This window comes from Ensifer sp. ZNC0028 (assembly GCF_000799055.1).
Lineage (GTDB): Bacteria > Pseudomonadota > Alphaproteobacteria > Rhizobiales > Rhizobiaceae > Ensifer.
The window spans coordinates 1-13,897 of sequence record NZ_JTLA01000088.1; the positions used below are offsets into that span (position 1 = coordinate 1).

Genomic DNA, 13,897 nt, shown 5'->3' on the forward strand with positions numbered 1-13,897 from the left:
GCCTCGCTGTCGCTCTCGCCAGCGGCCAGCAGCCGGCGCGCCACTTCGGCGCGCGCAAGCTCGGCATCATCGCCGCGGATCAGACCGCTGTCCTGGTCGCGCTTCAACTCTTCGAGCTGGTCGCGATAGACCTCGATGTCATGGCTGTGGGGAGACGACGGGGCTTCCCCTGCCCGCAGCAGCGGCAGGATGAGCACGGCAGCGACGGCCGCCGTCAGGGTGGCGACGAGGATCCAGAACAACATGGAAGCTCAATACTATGGCCCCCATGCCATTCCAACACGAAAACCCCTTATGACGGAGATTTGAGGCGTTTCGCCGCAACGGCGGATCGAGCAGCCCGGGCGCATCCGGAAGACCCCAGTCCGCCAGGCCTCAGGTCAGCGGCGTCCAGCTGCCATCCGGGTTGCGGCAGGCAGCGCCCCGCGCCGTCTTCGGCTGGCCCTTGACGGTAACCGTGTGGCTATACTGGCGGCAGTTCTGCGACCCGACCTGATAGGGAGCGGCTGCAACGACCGAACCGTTGACGCCACGCCCGTCCCAGGTCACCGGTTGGCCACCGGGGGCCGCTTCAAGTGCGCGGTACTCCGCCTCCAGCGCCCTCTGGCGGTCGGATGCTCCGATGTCGAGATCGGTGAGACGCGCAATGACCCCGCCCTGGAGTGCCGCGATGTAATTGGTCGAGGTGGCACCGCGCGTCGCCGTCGAGCCGAGGCTGCCGGCCGCGCCCTTACTGCCCGTCGTGCCGCATCCGGCCAGTGCGACGGCCGAAGCGACCACAACGATCCTGCCGCCGACGACAATAGCCCGTGTCATTTCTGCCTGGTTCCTCATGATCCGCGACACTCAATCATCCTATCCGAAGCCGCATCCTTACGCTCGTTCCATTCGAGCACGGTGACGACTAGTCCTTGATTTTCTTTTGGCATTCCCCGCGTGCCGAGGCAACGGCGGGCCCTGCGGGTGTGACATTTTCAAGCACGGGTGTGACCCCTAAATCACGATGGATTCGCAAGCGAGCGACGCCAGACCCACGTATTACTCCCGCACCCTCTAAACGGCCGCCGGCAAAACCAGTTCCGCCCGCAAGCCTCCCTCGTCCCGTCGCGACAGGGTGATTGTGCCCTGGTACTCCCGAACGATCTCGCTGACGATCGAAAGACCGAGCCCGGTTCCCGGCTTGCTTTCGTCGAGCCGCTTGCCGCGCTTCATCGCCACGGCGATCTGGTCGGGGTTGAGCCCCGGCCCATCGTCGTCGATATCGAGAACGATCCACTGCCGTCCTGGTTCCTTGGCATGAACCTCGCTCGGCGCCGGCCTGACGTTCAACCACACCTCGGCTCGGGCGTGGCGGGCGGCATTCTCGAGCAGGTTGCCGACGGTCTCCTCGACGTCCTGCAACTCCATGGCAAGAACCAGCCCCGGCGGGTTGATAGACAGATGAACCTGCTTTTCCGGATTGAGCTTGCGCATGACACGCACGAGGCGTTCGAGCGCCGGCTGCGCTTCGGTCCGCGCCAGCACGGACTCGCGCTGCGCCGCGATCCGGGCGCGGCTCAGATAGGACTGAACCTGGGTCTGCATCGCATCGACCTGGGTGCGCACCAGCTCGCCGTGCGATGCCTCGAGCACCCGCGCCTCGTTGAGCAACACCGCGATCGGCGTCTTCAGCGAATGGGCGAGATTGCCGACCTGCATGCGGGCGCGCTCGACGATGCGGCGGTTGCTGTCGATCAGGGCGTTGACCTCGTTGGCGAGCGGCTGGATCTCGCGCGGGAATGCGCCATCCAACCGTTCGCTTTCGCCGGCGCGGATCTTTTCCATCGAGCGCCGGACCTCATCGAGAGGCCTAAGACCGAAGAGGATGGTGAGCGCGTTCACGCCGAGCCCTCCAAGACCGAAGATGGAGAGCGCGATCGTCAGGTTGCGGGTGAAGCGGTTGATGTCGGCCTCGAGCACATCGCGGTTGCCCGCCACGCGAAAGCGCGCCGTATGGCCCTGGATGTCGAGAACGACCTCGGTCTCGGAGACCTCGACTTCGTTCCCGAAGGGATCCTTGGTGGTGTAGAAGCGGACATAGCCGGTATCGAAGGGCACCTCGTCGACGCTGGCGATCGGCAGCTTGCCGTTGCCGAGCGAGGTCGAGATCAAAGGCGGCGTGTCGAACTCGCCGATCGGATCGACGATCCAGTACCAGCCGGTCTGCGGCTGTGAAAACCGGAGGTCGCCAAGCTGCGGACTACCCGACAGCACCGTCCTCTCGTTGACGGAGATCGAGTTGACGACGTTGAAGAGCTGGGCGCGCAGCAGGTCCTTGAAGCCGCGCTCGGAGCCCTGGCGATAGAGCTCGGAGATGACCACGCCGATCACGACGAGCGCCACCACCGCCCAGACGGTGGAGACCACCAGAACGCGTGCGGTGAGCGATCTAATTGCCATTGCCCGGCGCTTGCATACGGTATCCGAGACCGCGCACCGTTTCGATCAGATCGTTGCCGATCTTCTTGCGCAGCCGGCCGATGAACACTTCGATCGTATTGGAATCGCGATCGAAATCCTGGTCGTACATGTGCTCGACCAGTTCCGTGCGCGAAACCACCTGACCCATGTGGTGCATGAGATAGGAAAGCAGCCGGAACTCGTGCGACGTCAGCTTCAATGCCACGCCATCGACCGTTGCCTTGGAGCCCTTGGTATCGAGGCGGACCGGGCCACAGACGATCTCCGAGCTCGCATGGCCGGCGGCGCGCCGGATCAGGGCGCGGATGCGGGCGAGAACTTCTTCGACGTGGAAGGGCTTGGCAACATAGTCGTCGGCGCCGGCATCGATGCCGGCCACCTTGTCGCTCCAGCGGTCACGCGCCGTCAGGATCAGAACCGGCATGGTCTTGCCGTCGCCGCGCCATTTTTCAAGGACGGTGATTCCGTCCATCTCCGGCAGGCCGATGTCGAGGATCACGGCATCATAGGGCTCGGCGTCACCGAGATAGTGCCCCTCCTCGCCATCATAGGCCTGGTCAACGACGTAGCCGGCCTCCTTCAGCACCTCGGCGAGCTGCCGGTTCAGGTTGGCGTCGTCCTCGACAATCAGAATGCGCATCCGTCTTTACTTCCTCTCGCGGCCATCCTGCTGCATGTTTCGCCAAATCTGGCCGATTTAAGGATAAGAACACGCAGCCATTCAAAGTGCTACAGCGACCTTCGTACGCCTGATACGGCACGCGGCGCTGCAGGGATAGCCTACATCGGCACCTTGACGGTTACCTTCTTCGGCCTGCCGCCATTGCCGGGAACAAGCACGGTGATCACGCACTGACCGTCGGACGTCGGCTGCGCCGACAGCAACTCGCCGCCGGTGTCGGCAACGACCTGCGCGGCAGCCGCACTGCAATCGCCGGCCACACGAACGACAATATCCGACGGCACGCTGATCGCTGGCGGGCTGAAGCCGGCGAGGCCTGCAGCAAGCGCGGCTATGATCACTGGTGAAGACATGAACGCACTTTCGACTTGGGAAGCATCATGGCAGAAGGAATAAACGAACGAGGCTGAATGGCAAATGAATGTCGGCCTTTCGGACCGGCGAGCACTATCGGGAAACGCATCACCTCCCCCGAAATCCGACCTTAGATTGCGGCGATTCCTCCCTGGAGGAAACCCGCATCGGTCAACCCGTTGCCTAGCCATAGCCGCTTCCTGCGACAGTTTGAGCGACGCGATCACGCGAGGAACGCGGCCGGGAACCCAAGGCCAACAGACGGAACAGCCCAACCGTCAGCTTTCGTTAAGCATGTTTCGCTAGGATCTTTTTGCTGACCTAAACAGCGCCGTTCCCGACAGAGGGCGGCATGGCTGCGCACCCATTTTGCCGATTCTTTTGAATCCCTTGGCGGCTGTCGCTCGCAGCGTGAATCAAACACATCAGAAACTGATTCAGGTTCGGCGCCCTTTCAGACAAGGCCCGGCCATCACGGCCCTCGGCCCTCGACCCTGCCGCGGCAATGCGTCACCACGGCATCGATCACGCCCGCAGCAGTGTCGTCTTCTTAGACAAAGCCCTGCGAACCGGCCGGCCCCTTTGCCACAATCTATGCGCGCAAATTACTTCAAAAATAGCTGCAACTTAAACCTGTTGACGACTAGGCGCGATGCGTGCTGTGTATAAACGAAAAATTAATCGATTTAAAGATTTTTCAATCGTTTAAATGATTTAAGCCACTGATTTACAAAGCCTTTGCGATGTGAAATTGTCCGCCACATCATACATCACGAAACCGTCACAGAACCCGGGAGGATCGCATGCAGACGCTCGCAAACAACCAGCCCGCATCTCAGCAGTCCAAAGTACCGCAATCATTGCTCGACCGTTTCGAGAGCGAATGGCGTGAGATGCGCGCCGCGAGCGACGCAACGCCGAAGCCGGTCGCACCGGCGGAATAAGGCCCGCTGAGTGGCGCGCCTGCGCGTCACCGGCCTGCTCTTCCATTTCCCTAGATTGTCGTCGGACAGCGCTCGTTCAGAGCGCTTTTCGGTGAGTCCTTAGCGGACCGGCGGTGAGGCTATCACCGCCGGTCGCGATGTTTCTCGCCCCGTGCGGCGGGCGAGCCACCACCGATGCCAAAGCCCATCCAGGCAGCCCGATCAGGCTCCGCTAGCGCCCTTGTCGAGCGCGCGCATCAACGGCACCCCTTGCAATTTTTGTAGTGATTTTCAGCCTTTTTGCCATTCGGCAAAAGCATGTTAATCTTTCTTCATGCTGACGGAAGAGATCGAAAGACTCGCGCTGAGCCTGCCTGGAACGGAGGAAAATGCGCATTTCGGAACGCGAGATTTCCGCGTTGGGAAGCGTATTTTCATGAGCCTGCCGGAAGCCGGGCGCGCCGTTTTCAAGTTCACACCCGATCAGCAACGCATGCTTCTGGAGATGGAGCCCGGCGTCTGCGCGGCGGTGCCCGGAGGCTGGGGCGACCGTGGCTGGACCTCGCTCTATTTCGTCCAGGCCGACGAGGATCTCGTCAAGCAGTCGATGGAAACGGCGTGGCGCAATGTTGCGCCGAAAAGCCTCGTCAAGAAGAACGGCGGCAGCCACTAGAGGTGCGTTGCGGCAGAACGGCCCTGCCGGCGCCGCACTGCCAAAACGATTCCGCCACTTCGGCTAACCCCTTGTTACTCTGCGTTTTCCTGTCCCACTTCCAGCGGCCAGGTGACGAGATAATCCTCGTAATCGTCGACATCGATGCCGTCTTCCGCAACGGTGCGGCCGCGCACGGAAATGCCGGCGGCGTGAACCGTTTCCGGATCGCCCGAAATCAACGGATGCCACCAGTAGAGATCGCGCCCTTCGGCCACCAGCCGGTAGCCGCAGGTCGGCGGCAGCCAGGTGATTTCGCGCACGGCCTTCGGCGTCAGCTGGATACAGTCGGGCACAGTCGCCTGGCGGTTGGGATAGTCCTTGCAGCGACAGCTCTCGCCGTCGAGAAGCGTACAGCGGATCGAGGTCCAGGCGATCTCGCCCGTGTCCCAATCCTCGAGCTTGTTGAGACAACAGAGGCCGCAGCCGTCACAGAGGCTTTCCCACTCGGTATCGGTCATGTCTTCAAGGCTTTTCGCCTTCCAGAAAGGCATTTCGCCCATCGTCATCACACTTTCGTCAAATCGCTCGCGATACAGAAATTTCGCAGAAAATTGCCGGTTTTTTAAGGCCGGCGGCGCGATATGCAAGTAGATTGGAATTTGACGCCGTGCAAATATTACATGGCGCCGGCATGATGCCGTAGAGCCTTCAGGTGGTTGAGACCGTGCGGGAACCGAGGAAAGACGATAATCGGCCGAAGAAACGGCACATCTTTCTCAGGATCGACTCCTGGATCGATTCCACAGTCTGGAATGCCGGCTTCAAGCTGGGACAATGGTGGGAAGACACCACCATCTTCTTCCGCCGCTTCCGCGTCACGGGCTGGAAGAAGGCCGTCTTCGAGGTGCTCGGCGAAGGCATGAACTGGGGCACCGTCGGCTCGGTGCTGATGCTGGCACTCGCCCTTCCGGCCTTCGAGGAAACCAAGGGCAACTGGCGCGCCCAGAGCGATTTCGCCGTCACCTTCCTCGACCGCTATGGCAACGAGATCGGCCATCGCGGCATTATCCACGAAGACTCGGTGCCGATCGACGAATTACCGGATCACCTGATCAAGGCGGTGCTGGCGACCGAGGACCGGCGCTTCTTCGACCATTGGGGCATCGACTTCCTGGGCCTTGCCCGTGCCATGACCGAAAACGCCCGCGCCGGCGGTGTCGTGCAAGGCGGCTCGACACTGACGCAGCAGCTCGCCAAGAACCTCTTCCTGTCAAACGAGCGGACGATCGAACGCAAGATCAAGGAAGCGTTCCTCGCCGTCTGGCTGGAATGCAACCTGTCGAAGAAGGAAATCCTCCGGCTCTATCTCGACCGCGCCTATATGGGCGGCGGTACCTTCGGTGCGGCGGCCGCGGCGCAGTTCTATTTCGGCAAGTCGATCACCGATGTCAGCCTGGCGGAATCGGCGATGCTTGCGGGCCTCTTCAAGGCGCCGGCGCGCTACGCCCCGCACGTCAACCTGCCGGCCGCACGCGGGCGCGCCAACGAGGTTCTGACCAACCTCGTCCAGGGCGGCCTGATGACCGAGGGCCAGGTGATCGCCGCGCGGCTCAATCCGGCGACGGTCATCGACCGCGCCCAGGTGAAGGCGCCCGACTTCTTCCTCGACTGGGCCTTCGACGAAGTCCAGCGCATCGCCCGCCCCTTCGCGCAGCATTCGCTGATCGTGCGCACCACCATCGACATGGGCCTGCAGAATGCCGCCGAGGATTCGGTGGAATCGAGCCTGCGCCAATATGGCGAGAGCTTCCGCGTCAAGCAGGGTGCGCTGGTGATGGTCGAAAACGGCGGCGCCGTGCGTGCCATGGTTGGCGGCCGCGACTATGGCGAGAGCCAGTTCAACCGTGCGACCCGCGCACTGCGCCAACCGGGTTCCTCCTTCAAGGTCTATACCTACGCGGCAGCGATGGAAAAAGGCATGACGCCGGAAACGGTCGTCGTCGACGCCCCGATCACCTGGCGCGGTTGGTCGCCGCAGAATTATGGCCGCAGCTATGCCGGCCGCATCACCATCCTGACGGCCATCGCCAAGTCGATCAACACCATTCCCGTGCGCCTCGCCAAGGACAAGCTCGGCACGGACCTGATCGCCCAGACGGCCAAGGACATGGGCATCGAGACCCCGATCCGCACCGACAAGACCATGCCGCTCGGCACATCGGAAGTGACCGTGCTCGACCAGGCGACCGCCTACGCGGTGTTCCCGGCCGGCGGCATGCAGTCACGCCGCCACGGGATCAGCCAGATCCTCAACTATGACGGCGACATTCTCTACGACTTCGGACGCGACGCGCCGCCCCCGCGGCGCATCCTCTCCGAAACCGCCAACACGTCGATGAACTCCATGCTGACGCAGATCCCGATCATCGGCACGGCGCGCAAGGCCGCGCTCGACAACGGCATCGTCGTCGGCGGCAAGACCGGCACGACGCAGGCCTATCGCGACGCCTGGTTCGTCGGCTTCACAGGCGACTATACGACCGCGGTCTGGTTCGGTAACGACGACTACACCTCGACCAACAACATGACCGGCGGTTCGCTGCCGGCAATGACCTTCAAGCGGCTAATGGACTACGCCGAGCAGGGCATCGAACACCGGACGATCCCGGGGATCACCGCGCCGACGGCGCCGGCAAAGCAGCCGCCGCAGGTGGCGTCAGCGAAGCCGGACGAAAACGCCTTGCCGCCGTTGGTGCGGCCGCGCTCGCTTTCGACCGACGTCACCCGGCTGCTGCGCAGCATCGGCGAGACCTTCGAAAAGGCACCGGCACTGAAGGCACCCGAGAAGGCCGGCGGCAAGCTTGCCTCTCTCGGCGCGGCTGAAGAACCAAGGTCCGGACAGGCAAAGCCCGATGCAGCCAGCAACTGACCGTTCGGGCATGCCCGCCTCGCTTTCCTATCCCGGTTGCGATGTCCGGTTCGAGGCCGTCGCCGTTGCGCCGGCCGCGGATTTCGGCGACATAGTGGATCAGCCCGGCGGTGCTACGCCGCGGGACCATATCCGGTAGAGTCGCCCTTGTTTCGAATCCCCTTCCTCGTCGCGCTTTCCCTTGCCATCGCCTTCGGCGGCGGCATCGCCTCGGCGGTATGGGCGCTGAAAGCGACCGTCGGCTTCGGCTCGATCGCGATCGGCCCCTGGGTCGCCTTTCCCGAGGCGCAGACGGCCAATGCCGACCCCTATGCAAAGGCGCATCGGGCGCGCGCCGGCGAGTTGCTCTATGGCGGCGCCGAAGGGCTGATGTTCAGCGCCCAGGCCGACAGCAAGGGCGAAAAGCTCCAGGCGGCCTGCTCCTATGATGTTGCTGGGCTGACCCCACAGGCCCGCTTCTGGACGCTTTACGCCGCGAATGCAGAGGGCCTGCCGCTGCGGCCCGGCTCCGACCTCCCCTCCGCGCTCAACTCCTGGACGGTCCTGCGCGGTGAAAACAGCAACTTCACCATCCATGTGTCGCCGAACGCGCAGCCCGACAACTGGCTGGCCGTGCGCCACGCGGGCACGTTCCGGCTGGTGCTGACGCTGCTCGATACGCCGACGGCCGGCTCGTCCGGCCTGATCGATCTCGCCATGCCGGTGATCACCAAGACGGGTTGCGGCGATGCGTAGCGTTCTCTTTGCCACGATCCTCGGCCTGGTCGGCGCTGCGCTGCTGCACATCATCATCGTGCTGGCGCTGCCGCAGTTCACGGGCCGTGACGCCTATACCCGCGTCCTCGGGCTTTTGGAGATGGACAGTTTCTTTGCGCTGACCAGCACGCCTGGCCCCACCGGCCTTGCCAACGACGATCCTTATCTGAGAACCGCGGTCTGCAGCTTCTCGATCTCGGACGGACCGGCGCGTTTCCTTGCCAGCGGCAACGTGCCGTTCTGGTCGCTCGCCGTCTTCGACGGCAATTCGAACGAAGTCTTCAGCATGAACGACCACACGGCGGTCAACGGGAAGCTCGACCTCGTCGTCGCAACGCCGATCCAGTTGGTCGAGCTGCGAAAGTCTCCGCCGCAGGCGCTCGCACAATCGATCATGATCGAGATGAAGGAACAGGATGGCTTTGCCGTGCTGAGAGCGATGGCGCCGGTCGACAGCTTCGAAGAGCAGGTCCGCAACTTCCTTGCGGAATCGACCTGCGAGCCGTTCCGTCGCTAGACGATCCTGGATGGACGTTGGGCAACAGCAGCAAGCTTAAAAATCTGCGCCGAGATATGCGGCGATGATCCGATGCCACGTCGAGCGCAGCGGTGCATAGGGGATAGGCCCGAGGTACCGGGCAAGAACAGTGACTTGAACGCGACCGTTTCGGTCGCCTATTGCGCAGGAGCGCTGGGGCTCACTGCTTCTTGATGCGGCGTCCGTCCGGTGCGGTCGGCTGCGGGTCGCGATCGAGGCGCTCGTAGCGGATGCCGGTGAACAGCAGCACTTTCGCTCCACCCGAAATGGCCGGAGGCCGGTGCGGCGGTATACGGACCTTGCGGTCCTGAATTCTGATCACGTCTGCCATGCTCGTCTCCACAAAGTCTTGAGACGGATGAACTACCGTACAGATTTCACCCTGCCCTTCTCGGGCCAGCGCATTTTCCCAGATCTTCCCTGGACAGGCGCGCCTTTCTCGTTTGCTCCTTCTTCCGGTCGCCCGGATGTTGCTGTTCTGGTTCACGACGCAGCCCGATAATACCGGGTCCACTTCGATTGAGCCACAGGTTGGTTAACAGATTACTAATACACACTCTGCAACCCCAACCTGCGTTCAGTATGTCTGCCGACCGGCCCCGGCGATGTATCCAAGGTAACAGCGGCAATGCGGGCGAAGGCTCGCCTCTCCCGCTAACGGCGGGACATCAAACCGAACAGGAAGGACACGCCCGCAACGGCGACCAGGGTCGATAGCGGCTCGTCGCGCACACGCTCTCTCACGCGTTCTGCGAGGAGATCCGCCTCGCTCTGCACAACCGCTTTCGTACTCGTTCCGATCGCTGAGACCGTTTCCGTCAGCCGGGCGATTTCCGCGCGCAACTCGGCAATCTGTGCATCGACCTCGGCGCGAGCGCCTGATTCCGCTTCACTCACGGCAACTTTTTCCACCGCCTGCAGTTTCTTTTCGACCATTACAACGCTCCCTTGTCTGCGCGGGCTCAACGCGCCGGCTGGCGTTTGGTTCCGCCAAAGTCGGTTGAAAGCGGGTCTTGCGAAACGCAAAACGGGCGACCAGGGCCGCCCGCTCTTTTCCATTCAGACTTTTCATCAGACCGGGCCGCGCCGATGCGTGGCGCCCGGATCAGTTCTCGCAGTAGGGATCGTCGATCTGGCAGCGCACCATCGGAGCCGGGCGGGCGCGCTCATAGACGGTGCCGTCGTCCTGCCGAACGCGCACGCCGCCATCGCTGCGGCGCTCCCAGTCACGGCGGTCCTCGCGTTCCGTGCGCTGACGGCGCCATTCGTCGTCGCGCCACTTGTCCTCGTCGCGCTGCCTGCGTTCCCAGTCGCGTTGTTCCTTTCGGCGATCGCGCTCCCAGTCACGGCGGTCGCGCTCGCGCTGCCGCTCCCAGTCGCGGCGATCACGCCGGTCATCAACCCAATCCGGTCCGCGGCGCCAGCGGTCGCGCTCGCGATAGAAGTCGCGGCCGCGGTAGTTGCGGTCCCAATAGCTGTCGAACTGGAAGACGACAGTCGGAATGCCGAGCGGGCGATAATAGCGCGGCTCGACATAGACGCGGTTGCGGCGATAGTCGGCCTGGACATAACGCCCGGCAACCCAGCCGCGGCCGCCGTAGAACGACACGTCGCACCACGGAAGGTCGGCAAGGCAGCCGTGGATTTCGACTGATTCGCCCACCGGGATCATCGATACCGCCGGGTAGCGCGTGCTCGGGCCGGAGCGCATGTTGACGTTGGCAGTGGCAAAACCCTCGGCAGCCTGCGCAATCGCCGGGGCCACAAGGAGCGCGCAGACCGCCGCTGCACGCAGAATAAATTTCTTCACAGTTCCATATCTCCCATGGAGAGGCCCCTCTTCACATGGCCCCAAACGTCGGCGGGCGTCCGGGCCCTTCACCGTCGTCGCGATAACTCATGACAGCATGTGGATTTTTTATGGCTGGTGCCGCGGATGTCCCCGAGTTTTGCTGCGCCGTTAGCGCGATCCATGGGCGCATCGCGCGCCCTGGGGGTGCCGCAAGCCTGAATAAAGCTCCAACATCCATAGTTAACAGTGCGCTAACGCTTTTCTTCTAATTTTTGCGACGTGTGCCGTTCCGGATCGCCGGCAATGGCGATCATGTTTTGCGTGCAGGGAATTATCGTGACGGATCGCTTTCGTGAGTTGGAAAGGCCACAGACTGGCCGCTTGAAGGACGTCGTCCTGATGGCGACTGTCACCGGTTTCGAAAGCCTGCGTTTCCCCCGCAAGTCCGACATGAAGCAATTTGCCGAGCTGTTCGAGCCGCTGTTCCTCGGCTCCAGCAACGAAGCCCGCCGCCAGGCGGCAGCAGCCCTTTCGCAATGCCAGCAAATTCCGGAGACTGTCGCAGCACTGATCGGCGGCATGCCGATTGCCATCGCAGCGATTTTCCTGACCCGCTCGAAGGCGATCGCGGACCGGACGCTGATAACGATCATCCGCGAGCGCGGGCCGGAACATGCGGCCGCCATCGGCCGCCGCCCGAACCTCTCCCCCCTCGTCGTCGATGCGCTCGTCGAACATCACAACCCGCCGGGACTGGCAGCGCGTAGCAGCGCCGTGAAAGCGGCAGAAGCCGAACAAACGAGCCAGGAAGACGAGGCCGCCTCGTTGCGCTCAGCGCGCGAAGAAGCGCTTCGCCGCGAGATCAAGGCGCTTGCCGGCGCCCGTTCGCGCGATATGCCACAGACGCCGTCGTCGACGACGATTACCGACGTCATGGCTGCACTGCTCGTGCGCTTTGCCAGGAGCGGCGAGATCATCCTGTTTTCGCGTGTCCTCGGCCAGGCCCTCGACACCAGGGATGCGCAGGTCGAGCGTATCCTGCTCGATATTTCCGGACAGCTGCTGGCAACGAGCCTGGTCGCGCTCGACGTCGAGGCGACCGATGCCGGCTTCATGCTTCAGGCCCTTTATCCGCATCTTCGCGAGCCCTTTGGCGACACCAGTCATGCGGCAGCCTTGATCGGCGCCATGGACCGCAGCGCCTGCCGCGCGCAACTGGATGCCTGGCTCAAGGCGGAAGCCGAAGAAGCTACGCCCGCGGCACGGCACGAAGCCTATTTTGCCGAGAACACCGCCAACGACACGCGCCACGTCGGCGCGCGCAAGGTTGCGGCCACGTCCGTCAACGTGAAGCCGCAGCGACTGTTTGGCCGCCGCCGCGGCTGATACATGCTTTCGCCCACGCCACGCGAGGTATGTCCGGCAATGTCGGCCCAGTGGAGCCGAGATCCCTACCCTAGAAGAGCTGTTTCATCGCGTCGATGATCCAACTCCACTCACGACCGGTCGGGGCCTGCGGCGCTTGCCCTTGCAGCACCGCCATCAATTCCTGGTAACGCGCCGAACGCGCGTGGTGCTTGCGGTACTGTTCGAGCTGCCAATCCAGGAAAGCCCCATCCGGCGCCCGCTTCATCGCCCTTGCCGACTGCGCCAGCCAGTCGGCGGCGATTTCTCTGGCGACGGCCGACTGAGGCCCCAGGCCATTGTCGATTGCTGCCCTCACCCGCGCGAAGGTGGCATCGGCCGCCTGGGCGTAGGCGGCGGGATCGAATTCCTCAGTCCACAGGTTCGACATATGGGCGCGCATCTCGGCGGCATAGGCTTTGTCGGAGAGCATCTCCATCAGTTCCGTCCAGGCGTCGATCTGTTCGGCTGTCGGGTCTTCGGGCAGGTCCGGCGTACTGGCATCCATCATCTTCTTTTTCCACGCCGCATCCATCGGCGCGCCGCCGGCGACGTCATCATAGAAACGCTCGAGCGCGGCACGAAATTCCGTCTTTGAAATCCTGGTCACGGTCCACAATCTCCTGAGATCCGTTGGGGAAGGGTCATGGATCTTCAAAGCCATTCGCAGGGCCGTGGCGATCCGGCGCTTTGACCGGATCTCCGTTTCGAGCGTCCGAAGCCGCAACGCCAGAACGTCGGCAAGCGAGGTTCTATTGGCCAGGATCTTGCCGATGTCCGGGAGGCTCACGCCCGCTTCACGCAGGGCAAGCACAAGGTCCAGCCGCGCCAGGTCGGCCCCGGAATACATGCGGTAGCCGCTCTCCGTCCGTGCGGAGGGTGGCAGCAACCCCTTGTCCGAGTAAAACCGAAGCCGCCTGACCGGTATGCCGCTCAGCTTCGAAACTTCGCCTATCGAAAAGATTTGATCGTCCATGAACGCGTCCTACGGCCTCCACCAAGTGGAGAGTCAAGCAGGCCGGTGCAATCTGCAAGAGGTGTCAGGGTCGGCCTTTGCCATCGTCGGCAACGACCTCTAACAGGTCGCCGCGGTCGTCCAGTTCGATCTCCACGATCCAGCAATCCGGATCGAAGCGGATCTCGCTTGCAAGCGCCGCATCGACCTTTTCGGCGTCGCTGTCCTGCAGCCGCACCTCGAACTTGCGGCCGAGATCGATCTCGTCGGCGAAGAAGTTCTGCGGCGCCGGGGCAAAGAGCGTCTCGGTACCCATCCGCGTCCGTTGGCGAATGAAGATTGCGCCAGCGTCCTCCGCTCCCTTGCGCAGCACCGCCGCATAGCCACCGAGCGAAAACGCACGACGCAGCAGGGACGAGACGAAGATATGTGACTTCAGGCGCATGGGA

At 62.9% G+C, this 13,897-nt stretch carries 18 protein-coding genes; 7 read left to right on the forward strand and 11 right to left on the reverse strand.

Annotation, left to right across the window (positions count from 1 at the left end):
- The 5 genes from ccmI to L981_RS20095 all read right to left on the reverse strand — a co-directional run.
- On the reverse strand, window positions 1–245 hold a 245-nt coding region (gene ccmI / locus L981_RS20075), incomplete at its 3' end, for a c-type cytochrome biogenesis protein CcmI (protein WP_043620072.1).
- A gap of 130 nt (window positions 246–375) precedes the next feature.
- Window positions 376–816, reverse strand: a complete 441-nt coding sequence (locus tag L981_RS20080) for a membrane protein (protein WP_043620076.1) — start codon at window positions 814–816, stop codon at window positions 376–378.
- Between the two features lie 237 nt (window positions 817–1,053).
- Window positions 1,054–2,439: a HAMP domain-containing sensor histidine kinase gene (locus tag L981_RS20085; RefSeq protein WP_043620078.1), complete on the reverse strand. Its 1,386-nt coding sequence runs from the start codon at window positions 2,437–2,439 to the stop codon at window positions 1,054–1,056.
- Window positions 2,429–3,100 (reverse strand): two-component system response regulator FeuP, encoded by a 672-nt coding sequence (gene feuP / locus L981_RS20090; protein WP_034789361.1) that lies wholly within the window; start codon window positions 3,098–3,100, stop codon window positions 2,429–2,431. Before feuP ends, L981_RS20085 begins: the two co-directional genes overlap by 11 nt.
- Before the next feature lie 140 nt (window positions 3,101–3,240).
- The gene (locus L981_RS20095) at window positions 3,241–3,495 is read right to left on the reverse strand and encodes a hypothetical protein (protein ID WP_043620079.1); all 255 of its coding nucleotides are present in this window, start codon (window positions 3,493–3,495) and stop codon (window positions 3,241–3,243) included.
- Window positions 3,496–4,299: 804 nt separating this feature from the next.
- Between L981_RS20095 and L981_RS35160 the strand changes: the two genes are divergently transcribed.
- Complete coding sequence (locus L981_RS35160; protein WP_192447458.1) at window positions 4,300–4,440, forward strand: hypothetical protein; 141 nt, start codon at window positions 4,300–4,302, stop codon at window positions 4,438–4,440.
- A 313-nt stretch (window positions 4,441–4,753) separates the two neighbouring features.
- A complete protein-coding gene (locus tag L981_RS20100; protein WP_043620081.1) occupies window positions 4,754–5,092 on the forward strand; it encodes an MmcQ/YjbR family DNA-binding protein in 339 nt (112 codons plus the stop codon).
- 74 nt (window positions 5,093–5,166) lie between these two features.
- On the opposite strand, the gene L981_RS20105 is transcribed toward L981_RS20100, so the two are convergent.
- Window positions 5,167–5,634, reverse strand: coding sequence for a YcgN family cysteine cluster protein (locus L981_RS20105; protein WP_043620136.1), 468 nt, complete (start codon window positions 5,632–5,634; stop codon window positions 5,167–5,169).
- A 152-nt stretch (window positions 5,635–5,786) separates the two neighbouring features.
- Between L981_RS20105 and L981_RS20110 the strand changes: the two genes are divergently transcribed.
- From L981_RS20110 to L981_RS20120, 4 genes are read left to right on the forward strand one after another with little or no spacing between them, the layout of a single operon-like run.
- Window positions 5,787–8,003 (forward strand): transglycosylase domain-containing protein, encoded by a 2,217-nt coding sequence (locus L981_RS20110; protein WP_156134165.1) that lies wholly within the window; start codon window positions 5,787–5,789, stop codon window positions 8,001–8,003.
- On the forward strand, window positions 7,987–8,142 hold the full coding sequence (locus tag L981_RS35165) for a hypothetical protein (RefSeq protein ID WP_197067171.1): 156 nt from the start codon (window positions 7,987–7,989) through the stop codon (window positions 8,140–8,142). Before L981_RS20110 ends, L981_RS35165 begins: the two co-directional genes overlap by 17 nt.
- An 8-nt stretch (window positions 8,143–8,150) precedes the next feature.
- On the forward strand, window positions 8,151–8,738 hold the full coding sequence (locus tag L981_RS20115; protein WP_043620083.1) for a DUF1214 domain-containing protein: 588 nt from the start codon (window positions 8,151–8,153) through the stop codon (window positions 8,736–8,738).
- Window positions 8,731–9,276, forward strand: a complete 546-nt coding sequence (locus tag L981_RS20120) for a membrane protein (protein WP_043620085.1) — start codon at window positions 8,731–8,733, stop codon at window positions 9,274–9,276. Before L981_RS20115 ends, L981_RS20120 begins: the two co-directional genes overlap by 8 nt.
- Window positions 9,277–9,457: 181 nt before the next feature.
- Here L981_RS20120 and L981_RS35170 read toward each other — a convergent pair whose 3' ends face one another.
- The 3 genes from L981_RS35170 to L981_RS20130 form a co-directional block, all read right to left on the reverse strand.
- Window positions 9,458–9,628, reverse strand: a complete 171-nt coding sequence (locus tag L981_RS35170) for a hypothetical protein (protein ID WP_164475067.1) — start codon at window positions 9,626–9,628, stop codon at window positions 9,458–9,460.
- A 323-nt stretch (window positions 9,629–9,951) separates the two neighbouring features.
- Window positions 9,952–10,233, reverse strand: coding sequence for a hypothetical protein (locus L981_RS20125; RefSeq protein ID WP_043620087.1), 282 nt, complete (start codon window positions 10,231–10,233; stop codon window positions 9,952–9,954).
- Between the two features lie 169 nt (window positions 10,234–10,402).
- Window positions 10,403–11,107, reverse strand: coding sequence for an SH3 domain-containing protein (locus L981_RS20130; RefSeq protein WP_052201898.1), 705 nt, complete (start codon window positions 11,105–11,107; stop codon window positions 10,403–10,405).
- Between the two features lie 294 nt (window positions 11,108–11,401).
- Here L981_RS20130 and L981_RS20135 point away from each other — a divergent pair, with 294 nt between their 5' ends.
- Window positions 11,402–12,475 (forward strand): DUF2336 domain-containing protein, encoded by a 1,074-nt coding sequence (locus L981_RS20135; RefSeq protein ID WP_043620143.1) that lies wholly within the window; start codon window positions 11,402–11,404, stop codon window positions 12,473–12,475.
- Window positions 12,476–12,545: 70 nt separating this feature from the next.
- Here the strand turns inward: L981_RS20135 and L981_RS20140 are convergent, their stop codons facing one another.
- Entirely contained in the window at window positions 12,546–13,469 is a 924-nt protein-coding gene (locus tag L981_RS20140) for a MerR family transcriptional regulator (RefSeq protein ID WP_043620089.1), read from the reverse strand.
- 64 nt (window positions 13,470–13,533) lie between these two features.
- Window positions 13,534–13,893 (reverse strand): DUF1491 family protein, encoded by a 360-nt coding sequence (locus tag L981_RS20145; protein WP_043620091.1) that lies wholly within the window; start codon window positions 13,891–13,893, stop codon window positions 13,534–13,536.
- Between the last annotated feature and the right edge of the window lie 4 nt (window positions 13,894–13,897).